The sequence below is a fragment of the Kribbella sp. NPDC050470 genome, assembly GCF_044458365.1.
Classification (GTDB): Bacteria; Actinomycetota; Actinomycetes; order Propionibacteriales; family Kribbellaceae; genus Kribbella.
Genome location: NZ_JBITHV010000002.1, coordinates 561502 through 582140, shown reverse-complemented (window position 1 = coordinate 582140; position 20639 = coordinate 561502). Strand labels below are relative to the sequence as shown.

At 69.8% G+C, this 20639-nt stretch carries 15 protein-coding genes and 1 pseudogene; 7 read left to right on the top strand and 9 right to left on the bottom strand.

The genetic code is table 11. From position 1 onward, the window contains the following. Nucleotides 1–12 precede the first annotated feature (12 nt). From ACIBGM_RS07390 to ACIBGM_RS07380, 3 genes are all read left to right on the top strand, one after another. A complete protein-coding gene (locus tag ACIBGM_RS07390; protein WP_396384797.1) occupies nt 13–1938 on the top strand; it encodes a glycoside hydrolase family 2 protein in 1926 nt (641 codons plus the stop codon). Between the two features lie 33 nt (nt 1939–1971). Next, nucleotides 1972–2508 (top strand): hypothetical protein, encoded by a 537-nt coding sequence (locus ACIBGM_RS07385; RefSeq protein WP_396384796.1) that lies wholly within the window; start codon nt 1972–1974, stop codon nt 2506–2508. A gap of 111 nt (nt 2509–2619) precedes the next feature. Further along, entirely contained in the window at nt 2620–3606 is a 987-nt protein-coding gene (locus ACIBGM_RS07380; protein WP_396384795.1) for a ricin-type beta-trefoil lectin domain protein, read from the top strand. A gap of 58 nt (nt 3607–3664) precedes the next feature. Here the strand turns inward: ACIBGM_RS07380 and ACIBGM_RS07375 are convergent, their stop codons facing one another. The 9 genes and pseudogenes from ACIBGM_RS07375 to ACIBGM_RS07335 all read right to left on the bottom strand — a co-directional run bounded on the left by ACIBGM_RS07375 (nt 3665) and on the right by ACIBGM_RS07335 (nt 12853). Next, entirely contained in the window at nt 3665–3868 is a 204-nt protein-coding gene (locus ACIBGM_RS07375) for an antitoxin (RefSeq protein WP_396384794.1), read from the bottom strand. Nucleotides 3869–3993: 125 nt separating this feature from the next. Continuing rightward, nucleotides 3994–4749, bottom strand: coding sequence for an isocitrate lyase/phosphoenolpyruvate mutase family protein (locus ACIBGM_RS07370; RefSeq protein ID WP_360535995.1), 756 nt, complete (start codon nt 4747–4749; stop codon nt 3994–3996). Next, nucleotides 4746–5699, bottom strand: a complete 954-nt coding sequence (locus ACIBGM_RS07365; RefSeq protein WP_396384793.1) for a sigma-70 family RNA polymerase sigma factor — start codon at nt 5697–5699, stop codon at nt 4746–4748. The genes ACIBGM_RS07370 and ACIBGM_RS07365 overlap by 4 nt, the downstream gene beginning before the upstream one ends. Before the next feature lie 55 nt (nt 5700–5754). Next, on the bottom strand, nt 5755–6762 hold the full coding sequence (locus ACIBGM_RS07360; RefSeq protein ID WP_396384792.1) for a zinc-binding dehydrogenase: 1008 nt from the start codon (nt 6760–6762) through the stop codon (nt 5755–5757). Between the two features lie 24 nt (nt 6763–6786). Continuing rightward, a pseudogene (locus ACIBGM_RS07355) lies at nt 6787–8139 on the bottom strand (MFS transporter). A gap of 19 nt (nt 8140–8158) precedes the next feature. Next, nucleotides 8159–9637, bottom strand: coding sequence for a mannitol dehydrogenase family protein (locus ACIBGM_RS07350; protein ID WP_396384791.1), 1479 nt, complete (start codon nt 9635–9637; stop codon nt 8159–8161). Next, a complete protein-coding gene (gene manD / locus ACIBGM_RS07345) occupies nt 9634–10851 on the bottom strand; it encodes a D-mannonate dehydratase ManD (protein ID WP_396384790.1) in 1218 nt (405 codons plus the stop codon). Before manD ends, ACIBGM_RS07350 begins: the two co-directional genes overlap by 4 nt. Nucleotides 10852–10862: 11 nt before the next feature. Continuing rightward, a complete protein-coding gene (locus ACIBGM_RS07340) occupies nt 10863–11822 on the bottom strand; it encodes a 2-hydroxyacid dehydrogenase (protein ID WP_396384789.1) in 960 nt (319 codons plus the stop codon). Beyond that, nucleotides 11819–12853, bottom strand: a complete 1035-nt coding sequence (locus tag ACIBGM_RS07335) for a LacI family DNA-binding transcriptional regulator (protein WP_360535981.1) — start codon at nt 12851–12853, stop codon at nt 11819–11821. Before ACIBGM_RS07335 ends, ACIBGM_RS07340 begins: the two co-directional genes overlap by 4 nt. Nucleotides 12854–13050: 197 nt before the next feature. On the opposite strand from ACIBGM_RS07335, the gene ACIBGM_RS07330 reads away from it, so the two are divergent. From ACIBGM_RS07330 to ACIBGM_RS07315, 4 genes are read left to right on the top strand one after another with little or no spacing between them, the layout of a single operon-like run. Continuing rightward, nucleotides 13051–15162: a hydantoinase/oxoprolinase family protein gene (locus ACIBGM_RS07330; RefSeq protein WP_396384788.1), complete on the top strand. Its 2112-nt coding sequence runs from the start codon at nt 13051–13053 to the stop codon at nt 15160–15162. Nucleotides 15163–15164: 2 nt separating this feature from the next. Further along, the gene (locus tag ACIBGM_RS07325; protein ID WP_396384787.1) at nt 15165–17480 is read left to right on the top strand and encodes a hydantoinase B/oxoprolinase family protein; all 2316 of its coding nucleotides are present in this window, start codon (nt 15165–15167) and stop codon (nt 17478–17480) included. A gap of 11 nt (nt 17481–17491) precedes the next feature. Continuing rightward, nucleotides 17492–19009 (top strand): FAD-dependent monooxygenase, encoded by a 1518-nt coding sequence (locus ACIBGM_RS07320; protein WP_396384786.1) that lies wholly within the window; start codon nt 17492–17494, stop codon nt 19007–19009. Continuing rightward, nucleotides 19006–20637, top strand: coding sequence for a (2,3-dihydroxybenzoyl)adenylate synthase (locus ACIBGM_RS07315; protein WP_396384785.1), 1632 nt, complete (start codon nt 19006–19008; stop codon nt 20635–20637). Before ACIBGM_RS07320 ends, ACIBGM_RS07315 begins: the two co-directional genes overlap by 4 nt. The last annotated feature ends 2 nt before the right edge of the window (nt 20638–20639 follow it).

Below are 20639 nucleotides of genomic sequence, written 5' to 3'. Positions count from 1 at the left end.
CTGGAGAACCCTGTGAACACACCACGCCCCGACTACCCCCGCCCACACTTCGACCGCTCGACCCAGTGGCTGAACCTCAACGGCGAGTGGGACTTCGCACCCGACCCAGCCGGCACCGTGCAGCCGGATGACGAGTTCCCGGCAACCATCGTCGTCCCGTTCCCCTGGGAGCATCCTGCGTCGGGTGTGGTCGCGCATTGGTTGCCTGTCGCCTGGTATCGGCGGCGGATCGAGCGGCCTGCGGAGTGGGCCGGGCAGCGGACCATCCTGCACTTCGGTGCCGTGCACCATCACGCCACCGTGTGGGTCAACGGTCAGCCGGCAGTCGAGCATGAGGGTGGGTATCTGCCGTTCGAGGCTGACATCACCGACCTGCTGGACGACGGGACCGGCACGCTGGTGGTGCGCGTGGACGCGCCGCTGGACAAGCGGTTCATCCCGCACGGGAAGCAGCGGAGCATGCCGGCCGACGACTACGACGGCTGTGCGTTCTCCCCGTCCAGCGGGATCTGGCAGGCCGTGTGGCTCGAGCCGCGACCGGCGGAGTACATCTCCCAGCTCACCCTCCGCCCGACCCCGGAGCTCGACGGCATCGAGGTGACCGTGACCGGCCCGTCGCCGGTCCGGATCGAGATCCCCGGCGTCGCCGTCCACGAGTTCGACGACCTGACCGGCCCGGTCACCCTGCCGATCTCCGAGCCGCGGTTGTGGAGCCCTGAAGATCCCCACCTGTACGACGTCGTCGTCACCGCCGGCGAGGACACGGTCCGCGGCTACACAGGGTTGCGGCGGATCGAGTGGCAAGGCAACAACCTGCTGCTGAACGGCGTGCCGACGTACGTCCGTGGCGTGCTGGATCAGGGCTTCTGGCCCACCGGCGGTCACACCGCGCCGACCGACGACGCGCTCAAGCGGGACCTCGAGCTGGCGCGGGAGGCCGGGTTCAACCTGGTCCGGAAGCACTTGAAGCTCGAGGATCCGCGCTGGCTGTACTGGGCTGACAAGGTCGGCATGCTGGTCTGGGCCGAGCCGCCGTCGACCGGCCGCTTCACGCCGGAAGCCGTTGCTGCTTTCGAAGCGGTCACCGCCGGGATGGTCGAGCGCGACGGCAACCACCCGAGCATCGTGATCTGGGGTGCGTACAACGAGGAGTGGGGACTCGACTGGGACGTCCCCGGTGATCCCGCGAAACAGGACGCCGTGCGGCGGGCCTACCGGATCATCCGGGACGCGGACCCGAGTCGTCCGATTGTCGACAACTCCGGGTGGGCGCATGTCGAGACCGATCTCGTGGACTGGCACTACTACGACGAGAACATCGGGTCCTGGGCGGCGGTCGTGGACCGGCTGGTCAACACCGCGGACGGGAGCTTCCCGGTCCGGCTCGGCCCGGACTTCGTGGCCACCAAGACGATCGCGGCGCCCGGGTTCGACCCGTCGGACCGGATCCAGCTGAACGGCGAGTACGGCGGTGGGTCGACCAGTGTGGAGCGTGGTTGGCACCTGCGCTGGCAGACCCAGGAACTCCGCCGGCACGCCCGCAACGCCGGCTACATCTTCACCGAGCTCTACGACATCGAGCACGAAACGGTAGGCATCTACACCTACGACCGCCGCCCCAAGGACCTAGGCGGCACAGTTCCCGCCGACGTCCACGCCGAAACCACCCTGATCGTCGACGTGACCCCCGAGGCTCCTGGACGGGACCTGGTCAGTGCCGGCGAGGTGACGGTGCCGGTTCGGGTTTCGCATCACGGGCGGGATCCGTTGGTGGGGACGTTGCAGTGGGCAACTGGGTCCGCGCCGGTCGACGCGAAGCCGTTCGTCGTGACGGACCCGACCGATGTCGTGGCGACTCCAGGACGGCTCCAGTTGTGGGTCACCGACGCGTCCGGCGCCGTCGTCGCGCGCACCTTCGTAGACATCGTCCTGCACTGATCTCGGGAATCCGCCCCTATCCGAGGAGGTCTCATGTCCGTTTGCAGGTTGCTGGTCGCCTTGGCTGTGGTCGCCGCCGCCCTGGTGACCACCCCGGCGGCCGCCGCGCCGCCGGGGAACGTGCTCTACAGTCCCAACCTCTCCACCTATCCGAACGCCGACGCCAGCTACCCGCGGGCGATCCGGCTCGACCACGACGGGAGCGCCGGCCGGACCGTCCTGGCGACGTTTGCCCGCCGCAACGAATCCGGCCCCAGCGCCTTCCCGGTCTTCCGCAGTACCGACGGCGGCGCAACGTTCGGCGCCAACCCGATCAGCACGATCACTTCCAACACGGCCGGCTGGGATCTCGGCGCTCCGGTGATCTACGAGGTGCCGCGGACCGCGAACGGGCTCAACCAAGGTGACCTGCTCGCCGCCGGTACGGCGTGGGACGAAGGCAACTTCACCGCGCAGAAGGTCGAGGTGTCCAAGAGCACCGACCACGGCGCGACCTGGCAGTACCTGTCGAACTGCACGCAGACCAGCGGCCAGCCCAACACCATCGGCCACGGCATCTGGGAGCCCTAGTTTCTGCTGGCGCCGAACAACACCCTCGCCTGCTTCATCTCCGACGAACGTCCGGCCGGGTCGCCGACCAACAACCAGATCATCGGCCACTACACCTCGACCAACGGCGGCGTGAGCTGGAGCGGCAGCATCACCACGGACATCGCGTTCCCGGCCGACAACCTCGCCCGCCCGGGGATGTCGATCATCACCGCGCTGCCGAACGGTCAGTTCATGATGACCTACGAGATGTGCCGGGACGCGACGAACGCGGACCACGCCTGCGAGGTCTACATCAAGACCAGCCCGGACGGCCTCAACTGGGCGCCGACGAACAACCCCGGCACGCTGGTCCAGACGAGTGACGGCCGCCAGTTGCTGCACACGCCGTACCTCGCCTGGGTGCCAGGCGGCGGACCGAACGGCACGCTGCTGCTGTCCGGCCAGCGTGTCGTCACCGGACCGACCGGCAACAAGGCAGTGATGGCGGAGTCGGGCTCGGTCCTCTTCGCGAACACCTCGCTCGGCAGCGGCAGCTGGACCGAACTCGAAGCACCGGTCAACGTCAACCCGACCGGCGGCTACGCGGTCGGCGTCCCGGCCTGCCCTGGGTACAGCTCGCCGATCGTCCCGTCGGCGAACGGTACGTCGTTCCTCTACCTAGCGGCGACGTGGTTGGGCACGGGCAACCAGTGCCAGGTGCGGTTCGGGACCGGTGTCGTCGGTGGACCGACCGGAGCGATCACCGGCCCGGCCGCGGCCGGGAAGTGCCTTGACGTGGACACCAACACCGCGGTCAACGGACGAGCCGTGCAGCTGTGGACGTGTGGCGCCGTACCGGGTCAGCAGTGGACGATGATGGCCGACGGCACCATTCGCGCCTTCGGCAAGTGCCTGGACATCGTCGGCAACGGTACGGCGAACCTGACCAAGGTCCAACTATGGGACTGCGGAACGGCCGGCGGCCAGATCTGGCAGCCGCAACCGAACGGCTCGCTGCTGAATCCGCAGTCAGGTAGATGCCTCGACGCACCCAACGGTGCCACGGCAGACGGCACCGACCTGCAGATCTACGACTGCAACGGTCTCGACCCGCAGAAGTGGAAGGTGCCGGTGTAGAAGGGCGAGCGGCCGCGGTGGAACCCGCGGCCGCTCGGCGTCTCTGCTTGGGAAACCGCTACTGGATGTCGTCGTCCTGCCCGTCGAGACCGTCCAGCCGGTCCTTGGCGAAGTCGGTGCCCTGGTCGATCTTGTCGCCGTGCTCGCCACCGGTCTTCTCGTCGGCGAACTCGCCGGCCTTGTCGACGCCCTCGCCCACCTTGTCACCGTGCTCGTCGACGGCATCCGTCGCCTTGTCCTTGAGGTTGTCGAACATACCCATCGTGTTTCCCCGTTCTGTCGATGGTTGCCTTGGACTACCTGTCCGTCTGTACCCCATCGAACCGATCCCACACAAGGCTTCCGCCGGGGTGTTGGCCCCTTCATCGGAGAACGCTTGCCGACTCGTCAGTCGGCGAAAGGATTCCGGCCCGCGGCCAGGGCGGGAAGGATCGTGGAGTTCAACCGGCTGTAGAGGTGCCGCTGGAGCATGGGACCGAAGGTGATGCGGGCGGCGCCCAGGGCGGCCAGGTCGGCGAGCGAGTTGTTGCCGGTGCCGTAGCTGATGTTGACCGGGCCGGGGATCTCCTTTGTGAGGGTGCGGATGGTTTCGGGGTCGTCGGTGGCGATCGGGTAGACGCAGTCGGCGCCGGCTGCGAGGTAGCGGACGGCCCGGTCGATCGCGGCACGCGGCCGGTCCTCGGGCGCGCCGGCGCCGCGGATGAAGACGTCGACCCGGGCGTTGATCACCAGGTCTGGTCCGGCGGCGGCACGGACCTCGGCGAGGAAGGCGGCCTGCTCGTCGGCGTCGACCAGTTCACCCGTCGCGGGATCGGAGTCCTCCAGGTTGAGGCCGACGGCGCCGGTGCCGGCGAACCGCTCGGCGAGCTCGGCCGGCCGGAGCCGGTAGCCGCGTTCGAAGTCGACGGTGACGGGGACAGAGACCGCTCGCGCGATCCGTGCGGCCGCGGCCAGGACGTCGTCGACGGGGGCCGCTTCGCCGTCGTCGTACCCGAGGATCGTCGCGGTGGCGAAGCTGCTGGTCGCGACGGCCGGAAAGCCGGCGTCCTCGACGGCCCGGGCCGAGGCCGCATCCCAGGCGTTGGGGATGACGACGGGGGTGCCGGGGACGTGCAGAGCGCGCAGGGTGTCAGCCGGGGTCATGGTTCCTCCTTGGACGACCGGCCGATCGGGAGACCGAAGGCCGGGAAGATGGCGGGGGTGTGGAAGGCCGTCACGGCGGCGATTCCGCCGGCGGTCAGGGTCAGGACCTTGATCGAGTGCGCGTGGTACAGGCCGTCGCTGCTCCGGTTGTAGAGCGCGAAGGCGGGCTGGCCGTTGGCGGAGGTCTCGACGAGGAACCCGCGGCCGGGATCGAGCTTCGCGTCCAGCAGCCGCAGTACGTCGGTCCGCCCGCGGAACCAGGACGGAACGGGCGGCATCTCCCACCGGGTGTCCGCGGTCAGCAGCCCTTCGAGCGCGACCAGGTCCTTGCGCTCGAAGGCGGCGGCGAAGTCGTCGAGCAGCGCCCGTCGGACCGGCTCGTCCGGTTCGCTGAGCTCGTCTTCGGCCGGGTGAACCCTGGCCAGTTCGGCCCGGGCCCGCTGCAGTGCGCTGTTGACCGCCGCCGTGGTGGTCTCCAGCATCACCGCTACCTCGGCCGCCGGCCAGTTGAGCACCTCGCGCAGGATGAGTACGGCGCGTTGCCGCGGTGCGAGGTGTTGTAGAGCGGCGACCATCGCCAAGCGGAGGCTTTGCCGCTTCCCGACCACGGCGGCCGGGTCCGCATTGAGTATCCGGTCCGGGAAGGGCTCCAGCCAGGTCACCTCGAGGGCGTCCGGTTGCAGGTTGTCCGGGTCGTGGCTGGGTGCGCCGATGGCGGATGGGACGACGCGACGGCTGCTGTGCTGCAGCGAGTTGAGGCACACGTTGGTGGCGATCCGGTAGAGCCAGGTCTGCACCGACGAGCGCCCTTCGAACCGTGACTGCCCGCGCCAGGCGCGCAGATACGTCTCCTGCACCGCATCCTCGGCGTCGTGCAGCGAACCGAGCATGCGGTAGCAGTGTGTGACCAGGCCTGCCCGGTGTACGGCGAACTCGTCCTCGAGGTCCATGCCACCTCCCTCCACCTGTATAGACCGCGCCCACCGACAGAACTCATCGGAGCGATCACCAGAGGGAGACGAGGACCTTGCCGGAGGCGTCGGAGTTCTTGGCGACGGTGAAGGCTTCGACGGCCTGGGGGGCGGGGAACTCGTGGGTGACGACCTGCTCGAGGCGGGGGTTGGTGTCGAGGAGGTCGACGGCCTGGTCGATCTCGTCGTTGAAGCGCATGGTGCCGCGTAGCTGGAGCTCCCGGGAGACCAGGGGCGACAGGTTCACCGGACGGGCCTCGTTGAGCGGGATGCCCACGAGTACGACGATGCCGGCGCGCCGGGCGGCGTCGAGCGCGCCAGTGATGGCGACCGGGATACCCGTGCACTCCAGTACGACGTCGAAGTGTCCGGACGGGACGTCCTGCGTGCCGATCTGGATGGTGTCGTGGACGCCGAGGTCGCGGGCGCGCTGCAGCGGACCCGGGAGGACGTCGGTCGTGACTACTTCGGCGGCGCCGAGGGCCAGTGCGGCCGCGGCGGTCAGCAGGCCGATCGCGCCGGAGCCGGAGACCAGCACGCGCCTGTCCTTGACGCCGCCGGCGATGGTGATGCCGTGCAAGCCGACAGCGAGCGGCTCGGCCAGGGCGGCGCGGCGTAGCGGCAGGGTGGTGGGCAGGACCCGGAGCATGCTCTTGCCCACCACCAGGAACTCGCTCATCCCGCCCTGGGTGTGCGGCCAGGTGGACGCGCTGCCGAGGTAGGCGCCGTTCGGCCACAGGTGCGGACGGTCCTCGATCCCCGGCTCGGACGTGCCGAACGTGGCGGGGTGGATGGTGACCGGTGTCCCGGGCGCGAGCTCACCCGACGGGTCGAGGTCGACCGTGCCGGAGAGCTCGTGCCCGGGGACGAGGGGTTCGCGGACGACGTACTCGCCGTTCGCGCCCTCGTTGTAGTAGTGCAGGTCGGAGCCGCAGATCCCGCCGTACGCCATCCGGAGGCGCACCTGCCCGGGCTGCGGTTCCGGGGTCGGCAGCTCGGTCTCGACGAGGTCGAGCTTGCCCTGGATGACGATGGCCTTCATGGCTCTCCTCTGACTTCGGGTTGCTCAGGCGGCGGTTGGGGCCAGTGTGCGATCGGTGGCGTTCTCGGGTGCGAGCAGGTCCCGGTCCCTGGTCTCCGGCGCCAGCAGGCCGGCGGCGAACGTGACCGCCATCGCCACCGTCATGTAGATCGCGACCGGCACCCACGAGTCGAAGGCGCCGAGCAGCGCGACCGCGATCAGCGGTGCGAAACCACCGCCGAGGACGGCGGCGAACTCGCGGCCCAGCGTGACCCCGGCGTACCGGTACCGGCTGCCGAACATCTCCGGGAAGTAGCTCATCGTGACCGCGACCCCGCCCTGGCAGGCGAAGATGAACCCGACGATCATCGCGCCGTAGATGAGCGTGAGATTTCCGGTGCTCAGGGCAAGGAACGTCGGGAACGGCAGTACCAGCAGCAGTCCGGCGATCCCGAGGAACACGGTCCGGCGGCCGAACAGGTCCGACAGGTACCCGAGCACGATCGCCCCGAGCCCGCCGAAGATCGCACCGACCAGCAGGATCTCGGGCACGGTCTGCGCGTCGATCTTCACCTCACCCTTGAGGTACGACGCCATGAACACCTGGTAGGTGTACGACTGCACACTCAGCCCGACCGTCATCAGCGTGACCAGCGCGACCGCCTTCTTGCCGTTGCGGAACACCTCGCGCACCGGCGCCGCGGCGGCTGCACGCTCGGCCTTGATCTCGGTGAACACCGGCGTCTCCTTCAGCTTCCGCCGCAAAATGTACGCCGCCACCGTGACGAACGCGCTGCTCAGGAAGACCAGCCGCCAGCCTCACGCCAGCAGTTGCTCCTCGGGCAGCAGCTGCACGAGTGCCCACGCTCCGGCGCCGAGCGCCGTACCCGCGGCGGCGCCGGTCATGATCAGCGCTGCCAGCCGGCCACGGCGACCGACGGCTGCCGTCTCGGTCAGCAGGGTCGCGCCACCGGACTGCTCGGCGCCCGCGCCGAAACCCTGCAGGAAGCGGCTGAGCACCAGCAGGATCGGCGCCCAGACCCCGACGCTCTCGTACGTCGGCAGGACGCCGATTGCCATCGTCGACACGCCCATCAGGGTCAAGGTGGCCACCAGGATCCACTTGCGCCCGAGGCGATCGCCGTACCGTGAGAAGAAGAAGCCGCCGAGCGGGCGGGCGCAGAAGCCGACTGCGTAGGCGCTGAAGCTGGCCAGCAGACCGGCGGTCGCGGAGACGTTCGGGAAGAACAGGCTGCTGAACACGAGCGCCGAGGCGGTGCCGTAGATGACGAAGTCGTACTGCTCGAGGGCGGTGCCGATCAGGCCGGCGAGCGCGGCCCGGCGGACCTCTTGGCGGGGTGGTTCCTTGGTGACCGTTGTTGTCGAGGTTGCTTCCATGGCGGATCCTCTGGGGACGTCAGGCCGCGGGCGATGCCTGCGGCTGGTGAGGGGTGCGGGAGCGTGCGGCCTCGCGGGCCGCGGCTCGGACGCCGTCGGTGCGGATGACGGCGACGTACTCGGCGATGCGCCGGACGAATTGGTTGCTCTGAGCAAGCTCAGCGGGGAAGAAGCGCGTGGTGGCTTCCTGGGCGAGGGTCTCTGGACTGCCGGCGACGAGGTGGTCGCGGGCGGGGTCGACCATGGCGCGCGCGTGCGGTCCTGGGTCGAAGCCGTTCGGTGGCGCGACGCAGCACAGCCAAGCGGCGATGGTCAGCGCCAGGTGTTCGGGCATGATGCCCTTGGCAAGGAGTCGCAGGGCGGGCGCGGGTATGCGTTGCGGGAGCTTGACGGATCCGTCGGTGCCGACCTGCTGCGTGCGGTGGCCGAGGGCGTCGTTCGACCACCTCTGGAACAGCGAGTCGACGTACGCCTCGACGTCGAAGCCGTCCGGCAACTCGATGCTCGGCAGATACTCGTCCTCGAGTACGGCGCGGGCCGCCGACTCGATGAAGTCCTGGGCGCGCGCCTCGGGGATGGTCGCGCGGCCGTCGAGAGCGCCGAGGTACGCGATCAGCGAGTGGGTGCCGTTGAGCAGCCGCAGCTTGATCAGCTCGTACGCCTCGACGTCGTCGGAGAACACCGCGCCGGCCCGCTCCCACGCCGGCCGCCCGGCGGCGAACCGATCCTCCATCACCCACATCGTGAACGGCTCGGCCGGAACCGTGATGGGGTCCTGCACGCCGAGCAGCCGGTACGCCGAAGCGCGGTAGGCGTCCGTGGTCGCGGGAACGATCCGGTCGACCATCGAGTTCGGGAAGGTCACGTTGGCGGCGACCCAGTCCTCGGCGTTGCTGTTCGCGGCCTGCAGGAACTCGAGGATCAGGCGGCGGGTCTGGGCGCCGTTCGACTGCATGTTGTCGCAGTTGAGGACGGTGATCGGGCGGCCGTGCGTGGCGGCTCGGAGTTCGAGCGCACGGGCGAGCTGCCCGATGACGGTCACGGGTGCGGGACTGTTGAGGTCGGCAACGATGCCGGGGTGGTCGAGGGCGAGCCGATGGGTGCTCGGGTCCATGCAGTAGCCGTGTTCGGTCACGGTCACCGACACGATCCGGGTGTCCTCGGCCGCGATCGCGGCGACCACGGCAGCGGGGTCGTGAGCAGCGACGATCGCGCCGGTGTGCACGCCGGGCACGCTGATCGCGGAACCCGCGGGCGACAACTCCAGCACGGAGTACAGGCCGTCCTGGGCGTTGAGCGCATCGGCGACGGTGGCCGAGCGGCTGGCGACGCCGAGGATGCCCCAGTCGCCGGCTTGCGCGGTGTAGACCGCCTGGTGCGCGCGGTGGAAGTTGCCGAGCCCGAGGTGGACGATGCCTGCGGTGGACGGCCGGTGGTCGTGGGTGAGCAGCTGCCGGGGGACGGACCCGCGGCTCAGAGTCGGAGACAAATCGATCACCAGTCGGTCATCGCGCCGTCGAGGGTGCGCGCGACGGGCAGGTAGGCGGGCTCGTACGGGAACTTCGCGGCCAGTGCTTCGTCGACCTCGACACCGAGACCCGGCGCTTCACCCGGGTGCAGGTAGCCGTCGGCGAACGACCACGAGTGCGGGAACACCTCGTGTGCCAGCGGGTCGTAGCCCATGTACTCCTGGATGCCGAAGTTGTGCGTCGACAGTCCGAGGTGGACGCTGGCCCCGAAGGACACCGGCGAGACATCCGAGGGCCCGTGCGGCGCGGCCCGGACCTGGTAGACGTCGGCCAGCGCGAAGATCTTGCGCAGGTGGCTGATTCCGCCTGCGTGGGCGACCGCGACGCGGATGAAGTCGATCAACTGCTCGGTGATCAGGTCCTTGCAGTCGTAGATGGTGTTGAACACCTCACCGATCGCCAGCGGTGTCGTCGTGTGCTGACGGACGAGACGCAGGGCCTCCTGGTTCTCCGCCGGTGTGACGTCCTCGAGCCAGAACAGGTCCGCCGGCTCGAGCTCCTTTCCGAGTCGTGCCGCCTGCTGCGGGGTGAGCCGGTGGTGCGCGTCGTGCAGCAAGGCCAGGTCCGAGCCGACGTGCTCGCGGACTGCGGTCAGCACGGACGGCGCGTGCCGCAGGTAAGCGTCGGTGTTCCACGACTCCACGACCGGAGCGGCGCCGCGGGTCGCGGGCTCATAGCCGTGGGCGTCGCGATGCACGCCGTACACGGTCTCCAGTCCTGGTACGCCGGACTGCGCTCGGACGGCGCGGAATCCCTCCTCGCGCCGGGCGTCGACGGCGTCGAGCAAGGCGGGAAGCTCCCAAGCCGAGGCGTGGGTGTAGGCGAGCACGCGGTCGCGGACGGCGCCGCCGAGCAGCTGGTACACCGGCAGGCCGGCGGTCTTGCCCTTGATGTCCCACAGGGCGAGGTCGACGGCGCTGATGGCGGCCATCGTGATCGGGCCGCGGCGCCAGTACGCCCCGCGGTACAGGAACTGCCAGGTGTCCTCGATCCGCGCCGGATCGATCCCGACCAGCAGCGGGTTCACGTGGTCGCGCAGGTACGACGCGACGGCGAGCTCGCGGCCGTTGACGGTGGCGTCTCCGTACCCGACGAGGCCGTCGGCGGTCCGGAGCTTGAGCGTGACGTAGTTGCGGCCGGGGCTGGTGACGATGACCTCGGCGGCGACGATGCGATCGGTCATGAGGAGTGCTTTCAGAGTCGGACGACGTTGCGCAGCTCGTTGCCTTCGGCAAGAGCTGTGATGTTGGCCGCGATGTCCTGGACGCGGCCGAGGAAGGTCTGCCGGGTGATCCCGGACACGTGCGGAGTCAGCAGGACGTTGTCGAGCTCGCCGAACGGCGCGTCGGCAGGCTTACCCACGCCGTCGGGGCCGGGGTACGAGTACCAGACGTCCAGGGCGGCGCCGCGGATGGTCCGGTCGCGCAAGGCGTCGTACAGGGCCTGCTCCTGGACGAGCGGTCCGCGGGCAACGTTCACGAGGACGCCGTCGCGCCCGAGCCGTTTGAGTTCGGCAGCGCCGATGAGGCCGCGGGTGGCGTCGGTCAACGGTGCGGAGACGACAAGTACGTCGGACTCGTCCAGCAGACGCGGGAGTTGCGCGGTGTCGCCGGCCCAGTTGAGGCCCTCGGCGTCGGCTCGGCCGGACCCGGTGACCGCTTGGCCTTGGGCACCGAAGGCTTGCAGCACTCGCCAGGCGGCGCGGCCGATGTGGCCGAGGCCGACGAAGCCGATCGAGGCGCTGGCCAGCGTGTGCGGTTGGGGCAGCGTGGCGTCGTACACCGGGGAGAGCCAGCGTCCTTCGCGGAGTGCCGCGTCGGCTTGGGGGAGGCCGCGGCGGAGCGCGATCGTCGCCCAGACGATGTACTCGGCGATCGCGTCCTCGTGGTGGTAGGTGTTCGCGAGCGTCCTGCCGTCGATGGCTTGCCGGTCGACGCGGTCGGTGCCGGCGCCGGCGACCTGCACGAGCCGGAGGCCGGGCGCTGCGTCGGCCATCTCCTTGCTGAACGCCGGTCCGACGAAGACATCGGCGTCGGGGAGCGCGTCGAGGACCGTGTCCGGGGTGGCCCAGACGGTTTCGGTGCCGGGTGGCAGCAGGGCCTCGAGGTCGGCGCGCAGGGGGAGCAGGTTGGGGTCGGTGACGACGACTCTCATGCGTTGCTCCGTCCGCGCGCCGGTGTCCAGCCGGAGACCGGCCCGGTGCTCTGCCGTACGACGAGTTGCGTCGGGAGCGTGACCGTGCGCGGAACCGACGGCGCCTGGGTCGGCTCTGCGCTGAGCTGCTGGTGGAGCATGTCGACGCTCATCACGCCGGCGCGCGACATCGGGACCTGGATGCTGGTCAACGTCGGCCGGCCGACCTCCGCGAGCGGGGTGTCGTCGATGCCGATCACGCTGAGGTCGCCGGGCACCTCGACGCCGAGGTTCGCGGCGCCGGTGATGATGCCGAGTGCCATCAGGTCGTTGTGTGCGATCACGGCGGTGGCACCGGAGGCGACGACGCTCGCCGCCGCGGCTTGGCCGCCGGCCACCGTCTCCGCCTGCCAGCCGATCAGTTCGAGCTCGATGTCAGCCTCGTCCGCGAGGTGCTGGAGCGCGCCGACCCGGTTCTGGTTCGACCAGGACAGCGGCGAGCCCTGTGCATAGGCGACGTGGTCATGGCCGAGCACGCGCAGGTACTCGAGCGCCTGCCGCAGGCCGTCGGCCGCGTCCGGGACCACGCTGTTGGTCTCGTCCGAGGTGCGGTTGACCAGGACGAGCGGCGTGTCACCGCACAGCTCGACGATGTCGTGGGCGGGCAGGCGGGGCGAGCAGACGATGAACCCGTCGACCCGCTCGTGCAGCTCGCCGAGGATCTCCCGCTCCCGGTCCGGGCTGCCGTCGGTGTCGGTCAGCACGATCGTCTGCCGCCGGTTCCACCCGTGCGCCTGGGCCGCCTTCACGAAACCGGCGAACACCGGGTTGCCGATGTCCGGCACGATCACCGCGACCGTGGCCGAGCGGGTCGGCAGGCTCGCGGACCGCGACCGGCGGCCGGCCGAGGCGACGTACCCGATCTCCTCCGCGGCGGTGATGATCCGGCGCAGGGTGTCCCGGCCGATCCGGTCCGGGTCGCTGAACGCCCGGGACGCGGTCGACAACGAGACGCCGGCACGCTGCGCGACGTCGGTCAGGGTTGGGTTCACGGATCGGCTCCCGGGTGGTCTCCAAGGTTTCCGCAACTTTGCGGCAAGTTGCGCAAACATGTCAAGACCTTGGCTCAGGACCGCGCTTGGCCGGAACCCAGTCCGCCTGCTGTCCAGTATCTGACAAGAGTGTCGAAGTATTGACGCCTGCGTAAGCAGCTGTCTAGTTTGGTGTCCTCACAGGAAGCGAGGACGCCATGGCTTATGTCATCGGAGTGGACGTCGGCGGGACGTTCACCGACGCGGTGCTGGACGACGACGCGGGCACGATCGTCGCGGCGAAGGCGCCGTCGACGCCCGCGGACTACTCCCAGGGCGTGATGGACGCGCTCGCCGGCCTGGCCGAGCAGCTCGGCGAGCCGGTCGGGCGGATGCTCGCCGGCACGCACCACATCGCGCACGGCACCACCTCGTCACTGAACGCGCTGGTGACGGGCAACGTGCCGCCGGTCGGCTTCCTGACCACGGTCGGGCACCGCGACTCGATCTTCATCATGAACGTCGAGGGCCGGTACCTCGGTTCGTCGCCGGACGAGCTGCAGAACGTGCTCGGCCAAGGGAAGAACCACGGCCTGATCCCCAAGCGGCACGCGCTGGAGGTGGTCGAGCGGATCGACCGGGACGGCCAGGTCGTGGTACCGCTCGACGAGGACTCGGTGCGGACCGCGGTGGCCGGTCTGCTCGCCGAAGGGATCCGCTCGATCGCGGTGTCGCTGCTGTGGTCGTTCAAGAACCCCGTGCACGAGCGGCGGATCCGGGAGCTGATCCACGAGGCCGATCCGGACGTGTTCGTCGCGCTGTCCTCGGAGGTCAGTCCGCGGATCCGTGAGTTCGCCCGGAACGCGACGACGATCATGAGCTCGCAGATCGGGCCTGGTCTGCGCGACTACCTGGGCGTGCTCGAAGGCCGGCTCCGCGCGCAGGGGCTGGCCGGCCCGCTGCTGGTGATGCAGAGCAACGGTGGCGCGATCGCCGCGAGTGCGGCACCCTCCGCGGCGATCAGCACGGTCGGCTCGGTGCTCACCGGTGGCGTCGTCGGCGCCGTCTCCCTCGGCCGGCAACTGTCCCACCGCAACATCATCACCACGGACGTCGGCGGTACGACGTTCCTCGTCGGCCTGATCGTGGACGGCGAACCGGTCCGGGCCAGCACCACGATCATCAACCACCACCCGGTCAACGTGCCGACGCTCGAGGTGCATGCGATCGGCTCCGGCGGCGGCGCGATCGCGTGGATCGATGCCGGAGGCAACCTCCAGGTCGGACCGCGCAGTGCGCAGTCCGTCCCAGGCCCGGCCTGCTACGACACCGGCGGCACCGAACCCACCAACACCGACGCCAACCTGGTGCTCGGCATCCTCCCGGAGTCCGGGCTGCTCGGTGGCCGCAAGGCGCTCAACGTGGAGGCGGCCCAGCGGGCGATCCGGGACCGGATCGCCGGTCCGCTGGGCCTCAGCGTCGAGGATGCCGCGGCCGCGATCTGGGCGATCCAGAACGCCCAGACCGGTGACCTGCTGCGCAAGACGGTGGTCGAGGCCGGCCACGATCCGCGGTCGTTCGTGCTCTACGCGTTCGGCGGCGCGGGTCCGGCGTACTGTGCGTCGTACGCCGCCGAGGTCGGTGTCCGTGAGGTCGTCGTACCGCTCGGTCCGGTCGCGTCGGCGTTCTCTGCCTACGGTCTGGCGTCCTCGGACGTCGTGCTGGCCGCTGAGCTGTCCGATCCCGGTCCGATGCCGTTCGATCCGGTGCGGGCGCAGGAGAACTTCGCCTTACTCGAGGAGCAGGTCCGGTCCGCACTGGACCGTCAAGGCCTGAGCTTCGAGCGGATCGAGTGCGTCCGGTCGCTGGACCTGCGCTACACCGCACAGCTGGCCGAGGTCTCGGTCGAGGTTCCGAACGGAGTGCTCGACGCGACCACGGTGGCCGACACGGTCGCGGCCTTCGAGAAGCGGTACGCCGAGTTGTACGGCGAGGGCACCGGCTTCAGCGCGGCCGGGATCCAGGCGATCACCTTCCGCGTCCGCGGGACCGGCGTGCTGCCGTTCTCGCCCACGTTGCCGAAGCTCGCCGATGCCGCCGGGCCGGATCCGTCCGCGGCCCTGCGCTCCACCCGGAAGGTCTGTCTGGACGCCCGGGTCGGGTACGTCGAGACGCCGATCTACGACTATCGCGCGCTGAAGGCCGGCCACGTGATCACCGGTCCCGCCGTGATCGAAGTGCCCACTACGACTGTCGTCGTACCGCCGGAGATGACCGGTGTGGTCGACAACCTCGGCAACCTGACGATCGACACCCAGCGGAGGCCCTGACCATGGCGATGCAGATCCCCGGCTCGGAGCACTTCTCCAGCCGTCCCGTCGACCCCGCCGTACTCGCCGCCGGGCTGCCGGCGTCGCTCCCGGTGCACACGGTCACGCAGGAGCAGATCGACGGCCTCGACCCGCTGACCTACGAGGTGATCCGGCACCGGCTCTGGTCGGTGACCGAGGAGATGGGCGAGGCGCTGAAGCGGATGTCCGGCTCCCCGATCGTCACCGACGCGAACGACTTCGACTTCGCGATCTGCGACGAGGTCGGCCAGGAGGTGCAGGTCGGTCTCTACAACACGATGCTGGTCGGCGCGGTCGATCTGGCGATCTACTGGACGCTGCAGCACCGGGCCGGCAACCCCGGCATCCGCGAAGGCGACATGTTCCTCTGCAACGACCCGTGGGTCGGCGGCGGGCTGCACCAGAGCGACGTGATCGTCTTCCAGCCGGTCTTCCACGAGGGCAAGCTGTTCGCCTGGACCAGCGCGATCTGCCACGAGCCGGACCTGGGCGGTGTCGGGCTGGGCTCGTTCTCCCCGGCGGCACAGGACGTGTTCGCCGAGGCGTTGCCCACTCCGCCGATCAAGGTGGTGCGCGATTTCGAGCTCCAGGACGACGTGGCCGACGCGTGGGTACGGCGGTCGCGGGTGCCGATGCTGGTCAACCTCGACCTGCGCGCCAAGATCGGCTCGAACTCCGTCGGCCGCAAGCGCCTCACCGAAGTCATCGACCAGTACGGCGCCGACACGGTCAAGGCGGTGATGAAGCGGATGATGTCGGACGCCGAGAGCCGGCTCCGGCGCAAGCTGACCGCCCTGCCGGACGGTACCTGGCGGGCGACCGGCTACCAGGACCAGTCGCACGAGGGCGACCGTGGCGTGCACAAGATCACCGTCGCGATGACCAAGGCCGGCGACCACCTGTCCTTCGACTTCCACGGCACCGACCCGCAGAGCGGCGTCATCAACTGCACCTTCGCCGGGATGCGCGGCGGCGTGATGCTCGCCCTGCTGCCGATCCTGGCGCACGACATTCCCTGGTCTGCGGGTGGACTGATGCGCTGCTTCGACCTGGTGGCGGAGGAGGGCACGATCAACAACGCGACCTTCCCGGCAGCCGTCAGCCGCGGCCCGATCGGCCCGGCCTGGCTCACCGGCACCTTGGTCGCGGAATGTCTGTCGCAGCTGCTCGACCAGTCGGTGGATCTGGGCAAGAGCGTCCAGGCCGCGTGCTGTGGCACCTGGGACACCGCGGTCGTGGCCGGCCTCGACGAACGGGGCGAGGTCCCGATGCCGTTCCTCAACGTGATGATGGAACCGATGGCCGGTGGCTTCGGCGCCCGGCCACAGACGGACGGCATGGACACCGGTGGGCTGTTCTGCATTCCGATGGGTCGCATCCCGGACGTGGAGATGACGGAGTTTCTCTACCCGCTGCTCACGCTGTGGCGGCGCGAGGAGCCCGACTCAGGCGGTCCGGGGCGGCAGCGCGGTGGCGTGAGCGCGTCGGTCGCGGTGACGTTGTACGGCTCGAACAATCCTGCCGGGCTCGTCCTGGCCTCGGCCGGCAAGGCGGTCTCGCAGAACAACGGGCTCGCCGGTGGCTATCCCGGCAACACCGGGCTCGATGCGGTTGCCCGGGGCATCGACGTACACGCGCTGCTCGGGCAAGGCAAGGTGCCGCAGTCGCTGGACGAGTTGGGTGCCGGTGTCGAGCTCGGCGACTGCTACGCACAGTCCTACTTGGCTCCCGGTGAGGTGCTGTACCTGAGCTGGCAGGGCGGTGGCGGGTACGGCGATCCGCTGCGTCGAGATCCGGCTGCCGTAGCGGGCGACGTACGGGAGCAGAAGGTGTCACCTGCAGCCGCCGTCGACGTGTACGGCGTCGTCCTGCAAGACGGTGTGGTCGACGATGACGAGACCGCCGTACTGCGTGAGCGGCTGCGAGATCAGCGACGGCAACGCGCAGGTGCGTCGCAGGCAGCCGATGCACCGCGGGTGGATGTGGCGAACGCACGGCGGCTCGACGACAACCTCGTTGTCGCAGGCAACCAGGTTGGCTGTGCGCATTGCGGCCATCAGCTCGCGGACCTGTCGACCGAAACGCAGCTCCAGCTCGCGCTCTTCGAGGGCCCGTCGACCGAGGCGGGGCCGCAGATCACCTCCGAGCCGTCGACGTACGTGGACGACGAGGTCGTGTTCCGGCAACTGTGCTGCCCAGGGTGCTGGACGGCGGTGTACTCCGCGGTTGTGCCGAAGGATCACGCAGATCACGTGTCGGACGTCGGCCGCTTCGCGCTTGCAGGCGGGCCGCAGTGAGGCTTCGGTCCGTGGATGTGCTGGGTGGGGGACCGGGCGGTCTGTACGTCGCCCGGCTCCTCAAGCTCCGCCATCCGCACACCCGGGTCCGCGTCTTCGAGCAGTCGGAGCCTACGAGCACCTTCGGGTTCGGCGTCGGTCTGGCCACCCGGACGCAGCGGAACCTCGACGCCGCGGACCCGGAGACGTTCGCGGCGATCGTCGCCAACGCCTGGTCGCACGAGATGTCGATGGCGGTCGGCGGTCGGCAGGTGAGCCTGGCGCTCGACAACCTGATCGCGATCGGCCGCTCGACGTTGCTGGACGTGCTGCGCGCGCACGCGGCCGAGGCCGGCGTCGAGTTCCGCTACAACGCACGCGTCACCGCGGACGAGCTCGACGCCGGCCTCATCATCGCCGCCGACGGTGTCAGCAGTGGCACGCGAGAGGCGCGGGCGGAGGTGTTCGGCGCGCGGGTCGACGTACACAAAGGGCTGTATTTGTGGGCAGGGACGGACGTGGCGCTGCCGAGGGCGGTGTTCGCGCCGGTGCGGACCGAGTACGGCACCTTCGTCGCGCATGCCTATCCCTATGCGAGCGATCGGAGCACGTTCCTGATCGAGACCGACGAGGAGACGTGGCGCCGGGCCGGCTTCGACGCGACGACCGAGCGGCTGCCGCTCGACGAGAGTGACACGGACTCGCTCGACTGTCTTGGTGACGCCTTCGCCGAACACCTGCACGGCCACAGGTTAATCGGGAACCGCACGCGCTGGCTGCGGTTCCGTACCGTCAGCTGCGATCGCTGGCATGACGGCAACGTCGTACTGCTGGGCGACGCGGCACACACCGCGCACTACTCGATCGGGTCCGGCACCAAGCTCGCGATGGAAGGCGGTATCGCACTCGCCGCGGCGCTTGCCGACGCGGACGATCTCGAGGCGGCGCTCGTCCAGTACGAGCAGGTACGGCGGCCGGCCGTCGAGCATCTCCAGGAGACGGCGACGCGCAGTATGAGCTGGTGGGACTCGTTCCCGACCCGGCTGGATCTGCCGGTGGAGCAGTTGCTCGTCTCGTACATGACGCGGGCCGGCAAGGTGTCTGTGGACCGGTTCGCCGGGTCGGCGGGTGACATCGTACGCACGGCGCTTGCGCAGTACGCGCACTGCGACGTCTCGCAGGTCGACGAGGGCAACCTCACCGAGTGGGTGTTGCGGCAACCGCTCGGCGCGGCCTTCGGATCGCGTCGCGTGCGTGGCTCGGAGATCCCCGGGCTGCGACCTGTGCACGTGACGGTGGACGATCCGTGGGGATCGGGAGCGGACACCCTCGTGAAGGAGCTTGCGTCCGATGAGGCGATCTCCGGCGTGCTGGTGAGCGCTGCAGCAGATACTGGATCGGTGCTGACGATGTTCGACGTAGCGGAACGGATCCGGCGTGAGGTGGGCACGCTGGTGGTGGCGCGCCTCGATCCGGCCGCGATCGAGCTCGCCGTCGGCGCCCTCGTCACCGAGCGCGTCGACCTCGTCGACCTGGGCGGCGCCGCATGATCACCGACGAGCTGGTGCCGCCGTTCCGGGCCGAGCTGGCCGAGCGCTACCGCGCGGCTGGGCTGTGGGGTTCGCGCACGATCGCCCGGGAGTTCACCGCCGTCGCGCAGCGGTACCCGGACGCGGTCGCTGTCGTCGCCGAGCAGGGGAGCCTGACGTACGCCGAGCTGGACGAGCGCACCGATCGGTTCGGCGCGGGCCTGCTCGAGCTCGGTCTGCGGCCCGGGGACCGGGTGATCTTTCAGGTCACCAACCGGCTCGAGACCGTCGTTGCCTGGTACGCGTGCCTCAAAGCGGGACTGGTGCCGGTGGCAGCGCTCGCCGCCCATCGAGCCCATGAGATCGGCGAGATCAGCCGGCAGTGCTCGGCTGCGGCACACTTGGTCGAGGCCGGCTTGCCGTTCGACCTGGTCGCCTTCGCCCGAGAGATCGCCGCCGGCCATCCGACCCTTCGCCACCTGATCACCATCGGCGCGGACGAGCCCACACCTGGCGCCGCGCTGAGTGCGGAGACGATTCGCACCCGCATCGACGAGGCTCAACGCAGCGTCGGGCCGGAGGACCTGGCCGCCCTGCAACTGTCCGGCGGTACGACGGGAGTGCCCAAGCTGATCCCTCGCCGGCACGCGGAGTACTGGTACAACGCAGCGTCGTACGCGCGTCGCCTGGGCTGGACCACGGAGACGAACGTCGGTCATCTGATCCCGGTCGTCCACAACGCCGGCATCGCCTGCGCGGTCCATGCCGCGCACAGCTGCGGCGCCACCCTTGTCCTCGGCACCCCGGACGCCGCCGCGTCGGCGGCCTTGCTGCACCGGGCGGGCGTCGATTCCGCGCTGATCGGCCACGGTCACTTCGGTGCGCTCTGCCAGCCCGGGTTCCTCGATCAGCTGCCGGCCCTGCGCCAGGTGGTGCTGTCCGGGACGAAGGTCCCCGAGGCCCTGTTCGACGAGCTCGAGCGGCGCGGGATCTGGTCGGGACAGCTGTTCGGCATGGGCGAGGGCTTGTTCGTGATGAGCCGGCTGGACGATCCGCGGGAGGCACGGCTCTGGACGGTCGGCACCCCACTGAGCGAGTACGACGAGGTCCGCATCCTGCTCCCGGGCACCGAGACCGAGACGCCGTACGGCGAGATCGGCGAGCTGTGCTGTCGCGGGCCGTACACGATCCCCGGGTACTACGCAGCCGCCGAGCGGAACGCCCTCGCGTTCACATCGGACGGGTTCTACCGCACCGGCGACCTGGCCCGGTGGCAGACGTACGACGGCGTTCCGCAGCTGCTGATCGAGGGCCGGATCAAGGACGTGATCAACCGCGGCGGCGAGAAGATCAACGCCGAGGAGGTCGAGCTCCTGCTGCTCCGGCACGCCGGCATCCGGCAGGCGGCCGTGGTGGCGATGCCCGATGCCCGGCTGGGCGAGCGGTCTTGCGCGTACGTCGTGGCCGGCCCGGACGTCGACCTGCCGGCGGTCCAGCGGCACCTCGCCGCGCTCGGGGTCGCGAAGTTCAAGTGGCCCGAGCGGATCGAGCAGGTGGACGACCTGCCGCGGACGAACGTCGGCAAGATCGACAAGGCGGCGCTCCGCAGCCGCGTCGCCGCGGCCGTGCGCGCGGGCGCTGCCGGTTAGAG